At 40.8% G+C, this 18,458-nt stretch carries 16 protein-coding genes; 15 read left to right on the top strand and 1 reads right to left on the bottom strand.

Translation table 11 applies throughout. The annotated features are described in order from the left end of the window. Positions 1-583: 583 nt before the first annotated feature. From LMF89_RS02840 to LMF89_RS02810, 7 genes are all read left to right on the top strand, one after another. Positions 584-844 carry a GlsB/YeaQ/YmgE family stress response membrane protein gene (locus tag LMF89_RS02840; RefSeq protein WP_229533827.1) on the top strand — a complete coding sequence of 87 codons (261 nt, stop codon included), beginning with the start codon at positions 584-586 and terminating at the stop codon, positions 842-844. Positions 845-1,239: 395 nt separating this feature from the next. Further along, a complete protein-coding gene (locus LMF89_RS02835) occupies positions 1,240-2,151 on the top strand; it encodes an acyl-CoA dehydratase activase-related protein (protein ID WP_439651922.1) in 912 nt (303 codons plus the stop codon). Then, complete coding sequence (locus LMF89_RS02830) at positions 2,148-3,224, top strand: hypothetical protein (protein WP_229533805.1); 1,077 nt, start codon at positions 2,148-2,150, stop codon at positions 3,222-3,224. The genes LMF89_RS02835 and LMF89_RS02830 overlap by 4 nt, the downstream gene beginning before the upstream one ends. Before the next feature lie 170 nt (positions 3,225-3,394). Next, positions 3,395-4,357, top strand: a complete 963-nt coding sequence (locus LMF89_RS02825; RefSeq protein WP_229533804.1) for an acyl-CoA dehydratase activase — start codon at positions 3,395-3,397, stop codon at positions 4,355-4,357. A 30-nt stretch (positions 4,358-4,387) separates the two neighbouring features. Then, positions 4,388-5,296: an acyl-CoA dehydratase activase-related protein gene (locus LMF89_RS02820; RefSeq protein ID WP_229533803.1), complete on the top strand. Its 909-nt coding sequence runs from the start codon at positions 4,388-4,390 to the stop codon at positions 5,294-5,296. Next, the gene (locus tag LMF89_RS02815; protein ID WP_229533802.1) at positions 5,293-6,375 is read left to right on the top strand and encodes an acyl-CoA dehydratase activase-related protein; all 1,083 of its coding nucleotides are present in this window, start codon (positions 5,293-5,295) and stop codon (positions 6,373-6,375) included. Before LMF89_RS02820 ends, LMF89_RS02815 begins: the two co-directional genes overlap by 4 nt. Positions 6,376-6,721: 346 nt before the next feature. Next, positions 6,722-8,566: an APC family permease gene (locus LMF89_RS02810; RefSeq protein ID WP_229533801.1), complete on the top strand. Its 1,845-nt coding sequence runs from the start codon at positions 6,722-6,724 to the stop codon at positions 8,564-8,566. Between the two features lie 285 nt (positions 8,567-8,851). Here the strand turns inward: LMF89_RS02810 and LMF89_RS02805 are convergent, their stop codons facing one another. Next, positions 8,852-9,754, bottom strand: coding sequence for an RluA family pseudouridine synthase (locus LMF89_RS02805; protein ID WP_229533800.1), 903 nt, complete (start codon positions 9,752-9,754; stop codon positions 8,852-8,854). A gap of 272 nt (positions 9,755-10,026) precedes the next feature. On the opposite strand from LMF89_RS02805, the gene LMF89_RS02800 reads away from it, so the two are divergent. From LMF89_RS02800 to LMF89_RS02765, 8 genes are all read left to right on the top strand, one after another. Next, positions 10,027-11,634: a gamma-glutamyltransferase family protein gene (locus LMF89_RS02800; RefSeq protein WP_229533799.1), complete on the top strand. Its 1,608-nt coding sequence runs from the start codon at positions 10,027-10,029 to the stop codon at positions 11,632-11,634. A 350-nt stretch (positions 11,635-11,984) separates the two neighbouring features. After that, positions 11,985-13,391 (top strand): sodium:solute symporter family protein, encoded by a 1,407-nt coding sequence (locus LMF89_RS02795; RefSeq protein WP_229533826.1) that lies wholly within the window; start codon positions 11,985-11,987, stop codon positions 13,389-13,391. Position 13,392: 1 nt separating this feature from the next. Continuing rightward, a complete protein-coding gene (locus LMF89_RS02790; RefSeq protein ID WP_007955782.1) occupies positions 13,393-13,818 on the top strand; it encodes a HutP family protein in 426 nt (141 codons plus the stop codon). Positions 13,819-13,976: 158 nt separating this feature from the next. Continuing rightward, positions 13,977-14,222: a hypothetical protein gene (locus LMF89_RS02785; RefSeq protein WP_229533798.1), complete on the top strand. Its 246-nt coding sequence runs from the start codon at positions 13,977-13,979 to the stop codon at positions 14,220-14,222. Between the two features lie 245 nt (positions 14,223-14,467). Continuing rightward, on the top strand, positions 14,468-15,295 hold the full coding sequence (kduI, locus tag LMF89_RS02780) for a 5-dehydro-4-deoxy-D-glucuronate isomerase (RefSeq protein WP_229533797.1): 828 nt from the start codon (positions 14,468-14,470) through the stop codon (positions 15,293-15,295). A 68-nt stretch (positions 15,296-15,363) separates the two neighbouring features. Further along, complete coding sequence (gene kduD, locus LMF89_RS02775) at positions 15,364-16,122, top strand: 2-dehydro-3-deoxy-D-gluconate 5-dehydrogenase KduD (RefSeq protein ID WP_229533796.1); 759 nt, start codon at positions 15,364-15,366, stop codon at positions 16,120-16,122. Positions 16,123-16,329: 207 nt separating this feature from the next. After that, positions 16,330-17,298 carry a 2-keto-3-deoxygluconate transporter gene (gene kdgT, locus LMF89_RS02770; RefSeq protein ID WP_007955787.1) on the top strand — a complete coding sequence of 323 codons (969 nt, stop codon included), beginning with the start codon at positions 16,330-16,332 and terminating at the stop codon, positions 17,296-17,298. Positions 17,299-17,507: 209 nt separating this feature from the next. Then, positions 17,508-18,440 (top strand): sugar kinase, encoded by a 933-nt coding sequence (locus LMF89_RS02765; protein WP_229533795.1) that lies wholly within the window; start codon positions 17,508-17,510, stop codon positions 18,438-18,440. Positions 18,441-18,458: the final 18 nt, after the last annotated feature.

Below are 18,458 nucleotides of genomic sequence, written 5' to 3'. Positions count from 1 at the left end.
ATAAAAATCACCGTCTGCCTTAACTGGTGGACGGTGATTTTTATTACGTATTTTCAGATATTTCAATAATTCCAGCTTTAACTGTTTTTCTGTCTGTATTATAGTGATAATAATGTGTCGGTATAGTGTTATTGGTGTCCTCGGCACCAACTCTAAACAAAACAGCTTTAGCTGGATTAATACAGAATAATCAGGATTTACAACAACTTTACTTATTACGTTTTGCAGCATGGCTTGGACTCTGTCCAGGTCTTTTTGTTTTATAGCCAGGGACCAATCCTGAATGACTTCGCGAATCATGGATTCCGGTACAGTAATATTTTATGATTATGCGAAGCACAGGACAAGAACGTCCTGCAAAACAAGCTTGACCTTAGTAATCAAAATGCTGAGATGTTGGCCAACTTTATAAATAAGGCTCAAACAGGGGGGGGATAGTTCAGGATGGGAAGTTGTTTTAAATCGTTGGTCGGCTACATCATCTGCCAAGTGATTATTACTATATGAAGCTTAATTGTATAAAATGGTGAGTAAATAGAGATGATATAAGTATCACTTATGAAAGGATGATACTTATATGCAAATGCTTTGGTTTTTATTAATCGGATTGGTCTCTGGCTGGTTGGCTGGTATGATTTCACGGGGTGGAGGTTTTGGTATTTGGGGTGACTTAGTAACTGGCGTTGTTGGTTCTTTTATTGGTGGCTATTTATTTAGTCTCATAGGCATCTCTGCTTATGGTACGATAGGATCGATAATTTCAAGTACTATAGGAGCTATTATACTTCTATGGATTATGCGGATGTTTTCTCACGTAGCACCTGCTGCACATAAGAAAGAATGAAATTTTCATTATTTCCATTAGCCGTCTACTTTTAATTAGGTGGATGGCTCTTTTGTCTTTTTACTTCAATTGTTTCATAAGCGATAACATCGGCTTTCAGTTTTAGTATATTTTAGTGTTTTCTTATTATTTTTTTAACTGAGGTTTTGCAAGCTCCCAAAGTCATCTATTTTATTTATGTTCTTCAACTACTGTTAGACTTTCATTGAGAAGAGATGATAATAAGGGATTTTCCTATAACTCCCACTTATAAAAAGATACAGGTTGAAAATAATAATATGTATGTCCCAATGATTCAAAGGCTAATATTCAGGAACAATGGCCAAAATAGAGAGGTAGGAATAACTACTTCTTTCTAATGATGTACTAATTTTCTTCTGCAAAGGATGATAGATGTGCATGTTCATGTTGGTATTCCCCAGGCTATGCTATATCATGAATTTGGCAGCCTGTGGGCTGATTTTTTTCGGTATGCGGATATACCTGTTTCTATTTCCGGTGAAACCAATAAACAAATTTTAGATCGAGGCACATTACTAGGTATAGATGAATCTTGCCTGCCTTTAAAAGTGTATTTGGGGCATGTTGACTCTTTACTCTCGGAGTGCACCCATATATTTGTACCTCGTGTCGTCCAATACCATCGTAACTTCCTTTTCTGTGCTAAATTTGCCGGTTTACCTGATGTCGTTAGAAATACGTTTAGGTTGTCTCCGGAACAGATTATTTCTCCCAATGTCGAGTATAAGTCGTCGGTGAATCAACTGCAGTCCCTATATACCACTTGTCAAGCGATTGGATTATCGGCTGTCCCTGGGTATTTAGCCTATCGACGAGCACTTAAATCATGGCGAGCTGATGTGCCTGGTGATAGTGGATCTTCAACCCCCAAAATAGCTGTTATTGGTCATAGTTATTTATTAAAGGATGCCTTTTTCTGCGGCAATATAATGAATTTCTTAGCCTCACGTGGGGTTAAAGTTATTACTCCTAATCATGTGGCGAGAAAAGTGCTATATGATGAGGCCAAAGTCTTTGAGCCAGATATCTACTGGCAGCTATCGGCGAAAATTGCCGGGGCGGCTCACTACTTCTGTCGCCAGCCTGATATTGCGGGTATTATTATGGTATCAAGCTTTGGCTGTGGCCCAGATTCACTTGTTAATGAATACGTAGAGCATCATGTATTCAAAAAAAGCGATAAACCCTACATAATCATCAATATTGATGAGCACATGGGAAGCGCCGGTCTCATAACACGGATTGAAGCATTTTGGGATTTGGTGGAATGGAGGCAGAAATATTGAAGGTAACATACCCTCATATGGGATATTTAAACATTCCGGTTTTAAACATGCTAAATAACCTAGGAGTTGAAGTCATCGAGGCGCCGCCAATTTCCAAGAAAACGATAGAATTGGGCTCTCTTTATTCTCCAGAGGGCGTATGTTTACCGTATAAAATTAATATGGGTAATTTTATAGAAAGTATCGATCAAGGGGCAGATACCTTAGTAAGCGTATGTGGTGCAGGGAAATGCCGTTTGGGCTTTTACAATGCTGTACAAAAAATTTATCTCGCAGAAAAAGGACAAGTACAATTTTATATGCTGGATACAAATCATTTATTTAGTGACTTGTACCGTTTTTTACGGACAGTGGCGCCTCGTGCAAGTCGTTTGGCGATTCTTAAGAATATGGCAATGGGGATAAAATTATTAAAAGCTCTTGATGCTATGAGTGAAGCCAAAAATTTTTATGGGGCACGGACGAATAGCCCAGAGCAAATCATAGATATATACAGAGGCGGTACACAGGAACTTGCCAATTCTACTTACAAGAAAATTAATTTTATCCGGGATTTTACGATTAGCTCAATAGGGGCTATTTGCAACAATAACCAATGTCGACCGCCCAGAATAGTCCTAATTGGTGAATTTTATCTTTTATTAGAACCCTATGTAAACCATAGTATTGAAGACTTATTAATTAAGCAAGGGATAGAGGTCAAAAAATTTGTTTATACCGGAAATTGGGTTTATTCGAATACTTTACTACAAGCTTTGGGATTATATAGTGAAGAAAAGGCGTATCTTGACCAAGCTAAGCCATATCTCAACTATCATGTAGGTGGTGATGGCTTAAAATCAGTAGGAAGTGCTTTGCGGTGCGCCCGGGACGGATACGATGGGATCATTCACGTCTATCCTTTCGGTTGCATGCCTGAGGTGGTCGCTCAATCCGCACTAAAAAATATTGCCAGTGACTATAATGTGCCTTTACTAACGTTAAGTATTGACGAGCATTCCAGTGATGTGGGCATTATTACCCGTATCGAAGCATTTGCTGATTGTATTAAACGTAAAAAAATTCAACATTAATGAGAAAATATAGCGGCATATTTGGTAAGGGAAACCACTAGAGCTGCTACGATATCATTTGACTTATAGGAACGTTTTTTATTGAAGTTCGACTTTGATTTACCAAAATTGGTAAAATATAAAAAATATGGTATACTACTAAAAGTGAATGTTATATGGGAGGCTTTTTGATGCATGTATATCTAGGTATTGATGTGGGTTCAGTAAGTACTAACATTGCTGTCCTTGACGAATTTGGTAAGGTAATTGATTCGTTATATATACGTACGCAAGGGAGACCGATTGAAGCAGTACAAAATGGTTTACGTCAAATTAAAGAGCGTAACCCTGAAATAAAGGTTCAAGGTGTCGGCACTACTGGTAGTGGTCGCCACCTCACGGGAGTAATAGTAGGAGCGGATAGCATAAAGAATGAAATCACCGCCCATGCAGTAGCGGCGATGCATATCATGCCGGATGTGAAAACTGTACTAGAAATTGGTGGACAAGACTCTAAAATGATTATTATTCGTAACGGAGTAGTTACTGATTTCGCTATGAACACCGTATGCGCAGCCGGTACGGGATCTTTTTTGGACCAGCAGGCTGCTCGTCTTAATATAGGAATCGAGGATTTTGGCGACAAGGCTTTAGAGTCAACAACACCAGTCCGGATTGCGGGACGCTGTGCAGTTTTTGCCGAATCTGACATGATTCATAAACAGCAGACTGGTCATGTAACTTCAGATATTATTAACGGATTATGTCAGGCTTTAGTAAGAAACTATCTCAATAATATAGGTAAAGGAAAGCAAATCCAAAGTCCTATTCTCTTCCAAGGCGGGGTAGCGGCAAACAAGGGAATCAAAAGAGCTTTTGAAGAAGCGTTAGGCTGTCCTGTAGTGGTTTCACCCTACCATAATGTTATGGGAGCCATTGGTTCCGCTTTATTAGCCAAGGAAGAAGTTACTCAGACGAAGCCAACTGTCTTCCGAGGTTTTGATGTAATTGATTTTGTCTACACACCACGAAGCTTTGAGTGCAGTGGCTGCGCTAATATGTGTGAAGTCGTTGAAATTAAAATGAACGGTAATGTAGCAGCGCGTTGGGGGGACCAATGTGGTAAATGGAGTAATAGTGTAACAGTTGCTTGAAAAAAGGCTAAAAAAGGATGATGATGTTTCTTGGCGATAAGAATTGGGTTACCACGGGGGCTACTATATTACCAATATGGATCAATTTGGGAAAGATTTTTGCAAGAACTGGGGGCCGAGGTAGTTATTACTGGCGATACGTCTAAAGCGACGCTGAATTGCGGAAGTGGATTGGACGAGGTATGCCTGCCTGCTAAAGTATACTTTGGACATATTTATGAGTTATACAAGCAAGTGGATTACCTATTTACACCACGAATAATCAGCGTTGCGGCCGGACAATATACGTGTCCCAAAATTATTGGTATGCCGGATATGCTGCGCAGTAATATTGACAACTTACCGCCACTCATTGATGTCAATTTGAATCTTCGCCAAAATAGTCGCAGTTTGTATCAGGCGATTATAACTGTAGGACAGATGCTGGGAAGGAATGCGATTAGCAGTCTTTATGCATGGTATCATGCTTGGCAGTATCGGCGTCTACAACAAGCAGTCCACTTTAGTAAACCTAACGGGCAGCGTATTGGCTTAATTGGTCACCCCTACATTATTTATGACCAACAAATTAGCATGAATATTATTGATAAATTGAATAACTTTGGTATTCATGTTATAACCCCTGAGATGGTTAGTAATCGCCAAGCCGCTATTGCCGCTAAGACTCTTGGCAAAAAAATATTTTGGTCTAATGGGGATCATATGGCAGGTGCGGCATTAGCCTTAATACAATCAGGGCAACCAGTTGATGGGCTGATTTTTATAACTTCTTTTAGCTGTGGACCTGACGCCTTAATAGGTGAATTGATCAATCAGCGTGCCCAAGCGCTTAACATCCCCTGCATGCTCTTAACAGTAGACGAACATACGGCTGAGGCGGGCTTTGTGACAAGGCTGGAGGCGTTTACGGATATGCTGATTCGGAGGAGACAGTCATGATCATTACTTTTCCTCATATGGGAGATATGAGTATAGCCCTTAAGGCGCTTTTCACCGGCCTCGGACGACAGGTGCTGCTTGCCCCACCCATTTCTAAAAGGACGTTGGAATTGGGTATGAAATATTCTCCAGAGACTGCTTGTTTACCCTTTAAAGTCAATTTAGGAAATTTTATTGAAGCCCTTGAACAAGGTGCGAATACAATTGTAACTTGCGGAGGGGTAGGTCCCTGCCGCTTAGGTTATTATGCTGAAATTCAGAAGGGTATCCTTCTGAATTTAGGTTTTAATTTTGATATGATTGTTGTTGAACCTGATATTATTGATATTGTAAAGCAATTACATCGGGTTGCTTTTAAACGTAATTTTTGGGAGGTTTATTTAGCATTTCGCTTGGCATTAGCCAAAATACACGCGATGGATAGTATTCAGCGAAAAGCGAATATCATACGACCACGGGAAATATCCGCAGGTGAATCAGATTTAATCTGGCGTAAAGCTGTTGATGTGATTGATGCCGCAGAAAATCTATCTATTTTAAGAACGGCTTGGCAAAAGGCGGAAAGTGAGCTAGGTAGGGTTAAACTAAAGTCTGGAGTTCGACCACTGCGTATTGGTGTAGTTGGTGAAATTTATGTTATGCTTGAGCCGTCTATTAACCAAAACTTAGATTGGCGTTTAGGAAATATGGGAGTAGAAGTGTATAAAACCATGTATTTGAGTGACTATATAAACGGGCATTTGTTTAGAAAGCGAGAATATCTTGAGAAATTTAAATATTTAGCCGACTTGGCTCACCCCTATCTTGGTCATTATGTAGGTGGCCACGGCATAAAAAGTATCGCCCATACGATCGACATGGGACAAGAAAACTATGACGGCATTATTCATATGTTCCCATTTACCTGTATGCCTGAAATTGTTGCCAAAAATATTCTACCTAAGGTTAGCAATGATGTGGACATACCGGTGTTATCTTTATCTTTTGATGAACAATCTGGTGAAGCTGGAATAGTGACTCGATTGGAAGCTTTCGTTGACTTGTTAAAGTACCGCCGTTTAAAACATCACTTGGCTTAAAAAAATGGTGAAATTCTAATAACCACGTACATTTGAAGCTTCGCAAATCACGCGAAGCTTTTTTGCTGTTCTAGAATGTATGAGCCACAAAAGTACAATGTCGCTGATAAAAGTATATTCAGCGTTTTTCTTACCGTTTATTAAAAGGTCATGAAAATTTAACCTTTCTTGAAAAATAATAGGATATATAATCTCATAAAAAGCGTATAATAAATTCTGTGACCTGCATCTAGTATTCAGCTTAGGCAGTACTTGATGCAAGTGGAGTTTGAAAAGAAGGGACGGACTTATTACTATATTTAGTGGCGTATAAAGAAAAAGGATCTTAAGGAGGTCTAGATTAAAGTTGATCAACATTGCTCGCCGCCTTCTCATTGGCAAGCCCCTTCATAATAAGGAAATGATGCATGAGCGGTTACCAAAGTGGAAAGCTCTGTCCATATTTTCCTCAGATGCCCTATCATCGGTGGCTTATGGACCAGAACAAGCCTTACTCGTATTAGTGGCCGCTCAAGGGATTATCGCTTATGGATATTTATCCCCCATCATTATTGCAGTATCGATTCTATTAATTATTGTGGCGTTATCCTATGTGCAAGTTTCCCGAGCAAATCCTGGGGGCGGAGGTGCCTATGCCGTTGCCAAAAAGAACATTGGCGAGTTTCCCGCTCTAGTAGCTGCGGGTGCGGTTTTTGCTGACTATGTTCTAACGGCGGCTGTAAGTGTAGCCGCAGGAACAGCAGCCATTGTATCGGCTTTTCCCAGCTTAGTGGGTAAAGAAGTGGGAATTGATTTAGGTATTTTATTTTTCATATTGATGCTGGTGAACCTGCGTGGTATGCGAGAATCCTCCAACATGTTTGTATATCCGACCTATGCCTTTTTATTAGGGATGGTCGCGCTCATTCTAACAGGAATGTATCAAGCTGTTACCCAGGATGGAGCCTTACTGCCTGCTGCTTCCTTAGAAAGACAGCCCCTCAACATGGCAATGCTGTACATAGTACTAAGAGCCTTTGCCAATGGCTGCAGTTCCATGACGGGTGTGGAGGCAATTGCAGATAGTGTACCCTTATTTAAAAAACCCGAAGCGAAAAATGCAATCATTACAACCTATTGGATGGCAGGCATCTTGGTAGTTATGCTAAGTGGAGTTACTTTTATGATGATGCATTTTCATGTCATCCCCATACTGGAAGTGACAGCTTTATCCCAGCTTGCAGAACATGTCTTCGGCAGATCCTTTGTCTATTATTACATTCAGGTTACGACGATGATCGTGTTATACTTGGCGGCCAATACAGCCTATAATGGTTTACCTGTATTATTGTCAATTGTAGCCAGAGATGGATATCTTCCAAGGTATCTTAGCTCTCGTGGCGAGCGTCTGACCTTTTCCAATGGCATTATCGTGATCACTGTTTCCGCTGCGGTATTAATCGTGATCTTCGGAGGACATCTAGACCACTTAATCGCCTTATATGCAATTGGTGTATTTATCTCGTTTACCATTGCGCAATGCAGTATGGTTGTTCACTGGAAGAGAGAAAAGGGAAGCGGCTGGCTGATTCGGGCAGCTGTAAATGGGATAGGAGCCGTTGCTACCGGATTGGTTGTTATCATCATTACCCTCACGAAGTTTTCCCATGGTGCTTGGGCAGTATTAGTGTTCATTCCGGTGATGGTGTTCGTATTTAAGAAGATCCGCTCCCATTATGATGATATGGCAGAGCAGCTGCATCTTCCCTTAGAAGAAAACGTACAATATGATGATACCCTGGTGGTGCGCAATTATGTAATCGTACCCATCTCATCCCCGACACGGGTGGTATATGAATCCTTAAAATTTGCGAAAACCTTGAGTAAAGACATTATTGTATTACATATTGCCAAAGACGAGGAGAGCGCTGCCAAAGTACAAATGAAGTGGGAGCAATGGAACCCGGGGATGGATCTAGAGATCATTCAATCCCCGTATCGCCTGACCATTCAGCCTTTGCTGGATTATGTAGAAGCATTAAAAAAGAGAAAAAACCCGCAGGACTATATTACAGTTGTCATCCCTGAATTTGAGACAAGGAAATGGTGGCACAGGCTGCTGCATAATCAAACAGGCTGGCTATTACACGCCATGCTGGTCATAAAAGAAAATGTAAGTGTGACAACCATTCCTTATCACTTAAATAAATAAGAAAGAAAAATGTTTTTTGTCATTGCGAACAGAGTGAAGCAATCTCTAATAGGGGATTGCTTCACTCTGACAGAACGTAAAACATATAAAACGAATCGAACCACAAAGACGCAAAGGACACAAAGGGTTTATTATAACTTATTTTTTGTGTTCTCCTTTGTGTGCCGCGTCAGCGGCATTGTGCCTTTGTGGTTCGTAAATCCTATGTTTACTACTTAAGAAAACATAAATCTTTCAGTAAAATAGAAAACCTCGCAATTTTGCGAGGTTTTTGCTTGTATTATTTTAGGTATTTTCGCTGCGGCAAAAGTCGATAGCTCGGGTCAGGTCTGGGGGAAGAGGAGCTTGTACTATAATTTCATGCTGATCTTTTATATGATTAAAGCTTACAGAAGATGCGTGCAAGGCTTGTCTGGTTAACCAAGAAGTGCGTATGCCATACATACCGTCTCCTAGAAGGGGGTAGCCGATATGAGCAAGATGTACTCGAATCTGATGGGTTCTTCCTGTATCCAACCGTAGCTCTACTAATGATGTCTCTGAAAAGTTATGGAGAGTATGATAATGGGTAATAGCCGGATCTCCTTTTTCCCTTACTGCACGGCGATTTGCCATAGTAGGATGAAAACCAATGGGAAAATCAATGGTAGCGGCAGGGGGATGAACAATTCCCTTTACCAAAGCCCAGTAAACACGCTTTAACGTTCTGTCTTTTAACTGTTGTTCTAAGATGAACTGGCTGCGATCATCTTTAGCAAAAATTACGCATCCAGAAGTTTCCCGATCTAATCTGTGTACAGGGCGGATGGTAGTGATTACGCCTTGCTGTTGTAGGTGGTAAGCCAGATAATTTGCTAATGTGCCCTTAGTAGTTTGCCCAGTGGGGTGGACAAGCTGGTAGGCGGGCTTATTAACGACTAGCATATAATCATCTTCATATAGAATCTCAATGCTTCCTTCCTCTGGCTCAACTCCGTAAGTCATATCCTGAGCCATAAGGACGCGTAAAACATCTTGGGATTTTACCTTTCTTTGGAGAAAAACTTTCTTTCCGTTTAAAAAAATCCCCTTTTGTCTTGTTAGTTTTTGAATTTTTCTTCCAGAATACTGCAAAATAGTTTTCAAATATTCTTCAAGGGTCAGACCCTCATGTTCCTTAATAACTTTATAGGTTGCAAATGATTTCATATAGTAAGCCTTCTTTCTCTTGTAAGCAATTTGCTGGGAAGTTTAGTCATACTTATGTGCAATGATACAATATTTATTATCAAAATACAATCATGAAGGAAAATATGAAGATCGTAAGCTACGCAAACTCCAGAAGAAGGAAGATGCATATCAGGGTAGAATGAATAAGGTACAGGGATCGTCGGAATATAGTTACGCTCATCCTTTGCCTGTTTACGGCTATATAGGATTGTTTTCCAAGAGTACACTATAATATCCAGGAGGATGAACATATGGATTTTGATGCTCTTTCTTATCCTTTTCCTTCAAAGCGTACCGTGGTTTTTGCGAAAAATGGAATGGTTGCTGCTTCCCAGCATTTGGCTGCGCAATCTGGACTGGATATTCTCAAAGTAGGCGGAAATGCCATTGATGCGGCAATCGCAGCTGCTGCCTGCCTAACAGTAGTGGAACCTACCTCTAATGGAATTGGTGGTGATGCTTTTGCCCTGGTTTGGATAAAAGGCAAATTATATGGACTAAATTCCAGCGGACCTTCGCCCCAAAGCATCTCTCTTGAGGCAGTGCGAAGACAAGGTTTTAAAGAGATGCCCCGATATGGTTTTACCCCAGTGACGGTTCCCCGTGTGCCAGCTGCATGGGCAGAGCTGTCAGCGCGTTTTGGCAGACTTCCTCTAAGTGAGGTGCTAAAGCCTGCAATTTCTTATGCTCAAGCAGGATATCCTGTCTCTCCTATTGTGAGTAAATATTGGGCAATTGCATTTAAGAATTTTTCGGAATTTCTAAAGGGAAAAGAGTTTGCATCCTGGTTTACTACCTTTGCTCCCTTGGGCAGAGCTCCTTATGCTGGCGAGATTGTCCAATTATTAGATCATGCTGCTACCTTACAGGAAATTGGTGATACAAAGGGAGAGTCCTTTTATCGGGGTTCTTTAGCAGAAAAAATAGGTGAGTTCTCTCGAAGTTTTGGCGGATATTTACAAGCTGATGATTTGGCTGCGTATAAAGCAGAGTGGGTTCAGCCAATTAAAGTTGCCTATCGAGGTTATGAGGTATGGGAAATACCGCCTAATGGTCATGGATTGGTTGCCCTTATGGCATTAAATATATTAAATGGTTTACAGCTTAAAGGGCAAAATCCTATAGATGCTTATCATAAACAAATCGAAGCCATAAAAATTGCATTTGCTGATGGACAAAAATATATTGCCGATCCTAAGAATATGACCGTAAAGGTTTCTGATTTACTTTCAGAGGGCTACGGCCTGGAACGAAGAAAGTTGATTGGAGATGCTGCCATACTGCCAGAAGCAGGCAGACCTGATTCTGGAGGAACGGTATATTTAGCGACAGCTGATAAGGAAGGCAATATGGTATCGTATATCCAAAGTAACTATATGGGCTTTGGCTCCGGTCTTGTTGTGCCAGGAACCGGGATTAGTCTGCATAATCGTGGCAAACAATTTTCCTTAGATCCCTTTCATGTCAATCGTCTAGAAGCTGGAAAAAAACCGTATCACACCATTATTCCAGGTTTTCTTACGAAAGATAACAAAGCTCTAGGTCCTTTTGGTGTTATGGGAGCCTTTATGCAGCCCCAGGGACATGTTCAGCTGCTGGTAAATATGATCGACTATAAATTAAATCCGCAAGCTGCTTTAGATGCACCTCGCTGGCAGTGGAAGGAAGGCAAAAGCATTGATTTAGAGCCGGGTTTCCCAATGTATATGGCAGAAGCATTACTGCAAAAAGGTCATATTGTTAATCTGTCTCTTGAAACTGGCAGCTTTGGACGGGGACAAGTCATCATAAGACAAGAAAAGGGCACGTTTGCTGGAGGTACGGAAGGTCGTGCCGACAGTGCAATAGCTGCGTGGTGAATGAGCTATTGGGGAATGTATGATGGATGTTATTAGAGATCATCTGGCAAAAATCGGTATCGTGTAAATCCTGATTAATTTATGGTTGAGAGGAGAGACAGCCTGTGGAAATGATGATTTAAAGTCATTTTCACAGACTGCTTTGCTTCAATAGGATGCTTCACCTGTATTTGACATGGAGCCACTGTTGCTTATATAATCATTATGTAGAATAGTAGTATTGAAAACTAGTAGGATGATGTTGTAGGATGGCAAAATGGTGAATGAAACGATGTGCACTCCTAGTTGGGGTGTTTTTTTGTTTTTTGCCGAATTTTGTACATTAGTAGTAGGAAGGTAGGATGGAAAAGATGAATATTCAATTGGTTATTATTATTAGTTACATTTTTGTTTTGTTCGGAATTAGTTTTTATGTAAAGCGAAGGACCGAAAGTAGTACAGGTTTTCTATTTGCAGGGCGAAAGCTCACTACTTTGCTGGTTGCGACAAATATTGCGGGTACAGCGATTGGCGCTGCTTCGACAATTGGCGTTGCAGAAAATGCGTATCAGTTTGGTATTGCTGCTGGATGGTATAATGTCGCTTGGGCTGCAGGAGCCGTATTGATGGCAATGGTAGCAGCTGAAAAATACAGAGAAATGGATTGTACTACGATTCCGGAATTATTTGAACGATATTATGATAAAAAAGGGCGAGCTATTAGTGTATTAGGGATGATTACCATTCAATTAGTTATTACATCTCTGCAATACATTGCTGGCGGAGCGATTTTGTCTTCTCTTCTGCCTGGTATATTTTCTTTTCAAGGTGGCATGATAACCAGTGCCATAGTTTTTATTGGAACGACTCTAATCGGTGGATTATGGTCGTCTGGCTTGTCGAATATTTTAAGTGTAACTCTGATTTATATTGGTGTGTTGATCAGTACGGTGACGACTGTTTCCAATCAAGGAGGTTTGGGCAGTATGGCTGCTGCTTTGCCTTCTAATATTGACTGGTTTAGTCCTCTTGGCGGCTTGGGGCTGGCTACTATTATTGGCTGGTTTGCCGTCATGATGACGCAGACGATTACTGCTCAGGGACCAGTACAGGTTGCTTGTTCAGCCGTTGATGGTAAGGCTGCGAAGAGAGGATTCTTGTGGGGAGCTCTTTTGATGTTCCCTGTTGGCTTCTCCTGCGCTATTATGGGAATGGCTGCTAGAGTTGCCCATCCAGGTATGAACGCTACATTGGCTCTTCCCCAGATGATTATGGGGCTGGATCCTATCGTGTCTGGTTTGACACTGGCGGCACTTTGGGCAGCAGATGTTGCTACTGCTTGTCATATTTTGCTTGCAGCAGGAACATTATTTTCTCAGGATATTTACAAACGTTTTATCAATCCTAGTGTGAGTGATAAGAAATATACGATTGTGAATCGCTACTCCATTCTAGGATTGGGGATTCTTACCTTATGGTTTGCATTTAATGCTGTAGGCATTGTTAAGACGATGCTGATTGGTCTAAGTCTGACTACCGCTTTTACATTGGTGTTTTTGTTTACCATGTTTGCACCGAGTCTTTGCCGTCGTAATTCAGCATTTTATACTACGCTGGCAGGTATGATCGCATTGTTCGCTTGGCAAATGTTCCCGGCAGTTCAGATTTTTGCACATCCCATTTATATGGAATGGCTGGTTTGTCTAATTACGTTCTTTATCGTAGCTGCAGTTGATAAGGAAAAAATTAAAGTTGTTGAAAAGAAGGCGGTTGCATAAAGTGGAAATTACGAGTATTGATGTAGGGAGAGCGGCGATGGCTATGGCAATTAGTGAAGATCGACAAGATGAACAAGAAATTCGTCAGCGCCTAAGTGCTCGTGGTATCTCTTCTGTAGCTGTTGATTTTGGCGGCGAATATTTACTATCTGTCAAGAAAATTATTGAACGTGCAGTGGTAGCAGCCCAGCGTCAGAGGCTGGTGAGTGCCAATCACATAGGAGAAGGTGCGGTGGCTGGTGCGACTCATGCGGCTCTAGAACAAATTACGTCGAAAGCCGCTGGACTAAATGTGGGCGGAAAAATCGGAATTGCCCGTTATGGAGAACATATTTGCGTAGCAATTTACTTTGGTGTGGGTGTATTGAATCTTAATGAAGTAGTGGTAGGATTGGCCCATCGTTCTTTGCCATTAGGAGAAGCATAAGAAAAATATATTGTGTTTCTACAAAATTTACGAAATGTTTACAAGACAGTGCTGAGAATACGTGGTACTATGATAGTGGACAATCTATTATCAGGTTTGTTAAAAAAGTGAACTTTACTTAAGTCCTAAAAGATGGATAGAAAAAAGGAGTGTGTATTATGTGTGGTTGTGAAGAAAAAGATCCTGAATTGACGGATGAGATTCCAGTGTTGTTTACGGACGACATCGAAATTCTTGAAGATCGTATAGCGGATGTTATTATTGCTATGGGGCTGCCCGAAGAGCAGACTGGGGCAGTGCTAAGACTAATTAGTGACGCGTTAGAAGAACATCATTCCAATATTCTTGACACCTTTGAATACATTATAGCAGACGAAGATGATGAGGAAGAAATCAGCGAATAATCTCGTTGGTTAACTGCATCGTTACGAAGACCCTCTATAACCACAATGTGGTTATAGAGGGGCTTTTTTTTGCAGTATCAGATAGTTTTAAAAAGAACATTAAACACAGAAATGTTTTTGTTCCACTTGGTGGAATAAAAACATTATTTATGAGAAAAAAGAAGGAATTAGAATCGGATGCACGAATATAATCTGTGTAAAAACGAAAAATAAGTCCATATAGTGAGAAAAAAGGAGGGTTTTTTATGGATGTCAGACATAACGTTCATCCAGAAGATGCAAAACATTATACGACGGAGGAGCTGCGAAACCGTTTCTTAATTCAAGGGTTATTTGTGAAAAATGAAGTAAAGATGGTTTACAGTCATATTGATCGGATGATAACTGGTGGTGTATATCCAGTCGAGCCTGTAGTACTTCAAGCAGGAGCCGGTATGGGGGTTGATTATTTCCTTGAACGACGAGAAATCGGAATCATCAACGTTGGCAATGCTGGTTCTGTCGTGGTTGATGGTGTGAAATATGACCTTAATACTACTGATGGTTTATACATTGGTATGGGTTCAAAAGAAGTTAGCTTCTCTAGTGCAGATGCCAAGCAGCCAGCTAAGTTTTATTTTAATAGTGCGCCGGCTCATAAGACCTATCCAACTGTAAAAATTGAAAAAAGCAAAATTACTCCGAATCATCTAGGTTCCATAAACCAGTCAAATGAACGCAACATATATAAATATATTCATCCAGAAGGGGTTAAAAGCTGCCAGGTGGTAATGGGAATGACTGTTCTTGAACCCGGCAACATGTGGAATTCCATGCCTTGTCATACACACGATCGTCGTATGGAAGTATATTTTTATTTTAATCTTCCAGAAGATGCTATTGTATTTCATTATATGGGTGAGCCAACAGAGACTAGACATGTAGTGATAAAAAATGAAGAGGCGATTCTTTCTCCAAGCTGGTCGATTCATTCTGGCGTAGGTACACACTGTTATACATTCATTTGGGGTATGGCAGGAGAAAATCAAACCTTCGATGATATGGATCATGTTGATATAAAAACATTGAAATGATGCTAGTACATTGTGTCATTTAAAGCATTGAAAAAGACTGCAAAAAAACAACAAATGGGGGTTTACACATGAGCACGATGTTTGATTTAACGGGAAAAGTGGCGATTGTTACTGGTGCAGCCATGGGGCTTGGTCAAGGAATGGCTCTTGCTTTAGCGAATGCAGGAGCAGATATTGTAAGCGTAGGTTTAGGTGATAATACCCAGACCCAGGCATTAATCGAAGGTGCTGGCAGAAAGTTCTTAGCAGTGGATGCAAACTTAATGAGCATTGAAGTCATTGCACCTGTAATTGAAAAAGTGGTTGCAGCTTTTGGAAAGATTGATATCTTGGTTAATTGTGCAGGTACTATTCGACGTGCGGATGCCATTGACTTTACAGAAAAAGATTGGGATGATGTTATGGATCTTAATCTTAAAACCGTATTTTTCTTCAGCCAAGCGGCAGCAAAACAATTTATTAAACAAGGACATGGCGGTAAAATTATTAATATCGCTTCCATGTTGTCTTTTCAAGGTGGTATCCGAGTGCCTTCTTATACTGGCAGTAAAAGTGGCGTAATGGGTGTTACTCGTCTGATGGCTAATGAATGGGCTAAGTACAACATTAATGCCAATGCAATCGCACCTGGTTATATGGCAACTGCCAACACTGCTCCGATTCGTGCTGATGAAAAACGTAATGCTGAAATCGTGAGCCGTATTCCGGCTGGACGCTGGGGATTGCCAGAAGATTTGGCTGGTCCGGTAGTATTCTTGGCGGCGCCTGCTTCTGATTACGTGAATGGCTATACAGTGGCTGTTGACGGTGGATGGTTAGCTCGTTAATTACAAAAAAGGATTTGATTAGGTAGCCATTAGTTAGTACCTCATATGCGTTAAAAGCTCTGCTACTTTAAATTATCTATAGTTTTAACGCAGATAAGGTACTAGGCTGACTGATCCTGATTGCTGTTGAATTCTGAATCTTCTCAGATAATTAAATATTTCATGTAGGTACGCAATTATAAATATTATGAAAAAGGAAGGTATATTATGAAAATCAAACAATCCATTGATAAAATTCCTGGTGGACTGATGTTGGTTCCCTTATTTATAGGAGCTATTTGTCACACCTTTTTCCCTGGATCGGGTAAATATTTTGGCTCCTTTACCAATGGTTTAATCACGGGTACGGTACCCATTCTCGCCGTATGGTTTTTCTGTATGGGTGCTGGTATCGATATTAGAGCAACAGGCACAGTACTGCGAAAATCCGGTACCTTAGTATTAACTAAAATTGCCGTTGCCTGGGTTGTTGCCGTTATAGCCGCTAGAATATTGCCAGGGGATGGGATACAAACAGGTTTTTTTGCAGGGTTATCTACCCTTGCTTTAATTGCTGCAATGGATATGACTAATGGCGGTTTGTATGCCTCTATTATGCAGCAATATGGCAGCAAAGAAGAAGCCGGGGCCTTTGTATTAATGTCAATTGAATCAGGTCCTTTGGTGACGATGCTCATTATGGGGACTTCTGGTTTAGCAACATTTGAGCCTCGTTTGTTCGTTGGGGCTGTTCTTCCTTTCATAATTGGTTTTGCCTTAGGAAATTTGGATAGTGAACTGCGAGAATATTTCGGTAAAGCATCCAATGTTATGATTCCATTTTTTGCTTTTGCATTAGGTAACACCATTGATCTGAATGTAATTGGAAAGACTGGCTTTTTAGGGATTATGCTGGGGATTTCTGTGATTATAGTTACAGGTATTCCATTAATACTGGCGGATAAATTTATTGGCGGCGGAAATGGCACTGCAGGACTGGCAGCATCGAGTACGGCAGGTGCAGCCGTTACCAATCCTCTCATAATCGGTGAGATGCTTCCAGAGTTTAAAGCTGTTGCACAAGCTGCTACGGCGTTAGTTGCTACATCTGTAATTGTGACCTCCATACTGGTACCTGTATTGACTGCTTGGTGGAGTAACTATATGAAGGGTAAAGAACAATCTGTAAAAGTATAAATTGTGACGGTGAGAAGAGGCATGCTTTGTACGCCTCTTCTCATTAGATATTGTTGAAAGAGGGGAAGTTTCACATGTCGAAAGAGATTGTAATTAGGCATTGAATTTCCTTGTGGACAGCAGCCACAGGAATTATTAGCAAAAACAATTAAACAAATACAACAGGCTAATCAATTATGAGGATTTAGTCTGAAAGCAGGAGGTAGAACATGAGCAAGATTCTTACAATTGGCGAGCCGATGGCACTTTTTGTAGCAGACCAGGAAGGTGATTTAAAAGATGTAGAGCATTTTTCCCGTTTTGTTGCAGGGGCAGAAGTCAATTTTTCAATTGGTATGGTACGTCTGAAGCATGCAGTCACTTATATTAGCAAACTAGGTGATGATCCTTTTGGTAAAATGATAGAAGAATTCTTACAGAAAAATGGAATTGATACTTCTTATATAACCTATGATGCCCAATATTTTACCGGTATGCAGTGGAAGCAAAAGGTTACCAGCGGTGACTCTCACGTTTTTTCTCTGCGTAGAAATTCAGCGGCCTCACATATGGATGTAAGTACCATTGCAAAATTCAATTGGGATGGATTTGATCATATTCATTTAACGGGTATTCCGCCAGCCTTATCCGCGGGATGTCGACAACTGGTGTATGAACTAATTAAACAAGCCAGGGGAAAAGGCATATCCATATCCTACGATCCAAACCTACGCCCTGGTCTTTGGGCAGATAAAAAAGAAATGGTCCAGATAGTTAACGATTTGGCATGCCTAGCAGATATTGTGATTCCAGGCATTTCAGAAGGCAAATTGCTTACTGGAAAAGAAGGCGTACAGGAAATTGCGAATGCCTATCATGCTGCTGGTGTGAAGACTGTTGTGATTAAACTAGGTGCAGAAGGTGCTTATACCAGTTCGGAGGGGCAGCAATTTTATACACCTGGCTTCCCCGTAACAAAAGTGGTAGACACGGTGGGGGCAGGGGACGGCTTTGCTGTTGGTTTAGTAAGCGGGATTTTAGAAGGTTTGTCCTTGCAAGAGGCTGTAAGACGTGGTGCTGCAATTGGAGCTTTGGCAGTGATGTCTCCCGGCGATAATGATGGACTGCCAGACAGAGAAAGTCTGGCCGCTTTCATCCGATAAGTAAAATCGCCTAAAATT

The organism is Pelosinus baikalensis (assembly GCF_020819555.1).
In the GTDB taxonomy this organism is placed as follows: domain Bacteria; phylum Bacillota; class Negativicutes; order DSM-13327; family DSM-13327; genus Pelosinus; species Pelosinus baikalensis.
Note: the sequence above shows the minus strand (reverse complement) of the source record. Positions and strands in the feature narration are given on the sequence as shown.

Bases quoted from the DNA above. Each gene is read 5' to 3' on its own strand.
- LMF89_RS02800 (WP_229533799.1), top strand. From the start codon at position 10,027: ATGGATTTTGATGCTCTTTCTTATCCTTTTCCTTCAAAGCGTACCGTG.
- LMF89_RS02825 (WP_229533804.1), top strand. From the start codon at position 3,395: ATGCATGTATATCTAGGTATTGATGTGGGTTCAGTAAGTACTAACATT.
- LMF89_RS02785 (WP_229533798.1), top strand. From the start codon at position 13,977: ATGTGTGGTTGTGAAGAAAAAGATCCTGAATTGACGGATGAGATTCCA.
- kduD (WP_229533796.1), top strand. From the start codon at position 15,364: ATGAGCACGATGTTTGATTTAACGGGAAAAGTGGCGATTGTTACTGGT.
- LMF89_RS02840 (WP_229533827.1), top strand. From the start codon at position 584: ATGCTTTGGTTTTTATTAATCGGATTGGTCTCTGGCTGGTTGGCTGGT.
- LMF89_RS02805 (WP_229533800.1), bottom strand. From the start codon at position 9,754: ATGAAATCATTTGCAACCTATAAAGTTATTAAGGAACATGAGGGTCTG.
- LMF89_RS02795 (WP_229533826.1), top strand. From the start codon at position 11,985: ATGAATATTCAATTGGTTATTATTATTAGTTACATTTTTGTTTTGTTC.
- kdgT (WP_007955787.1), top strand. From the start codon at position 16,330: ATGAAAATCAAACAATCCATTGATAAAATTCCTGGTGGACTGATGTTG.
- kduI (WP_229533797.1), top strand. From the start codon at position 14,468: ATGGATGTCAGACATAACGTTCATCCAGAAGATGCAAAACATTATACG.
- LMF89_RS02765 (WP_229533795.1), top strand. From the start codon at position 17,508: ATGAGCAAGATTCTTACAATTGGCGAGCCGATGGCACTTTTTGTAGCA.
- LMF89_RS02815 (WP_229533802.1), top strand. From the start codon at position 5,293: ATGATCATTACTTTTCCTCATATGGGAGATATGAGTATAGCCCTTAAG.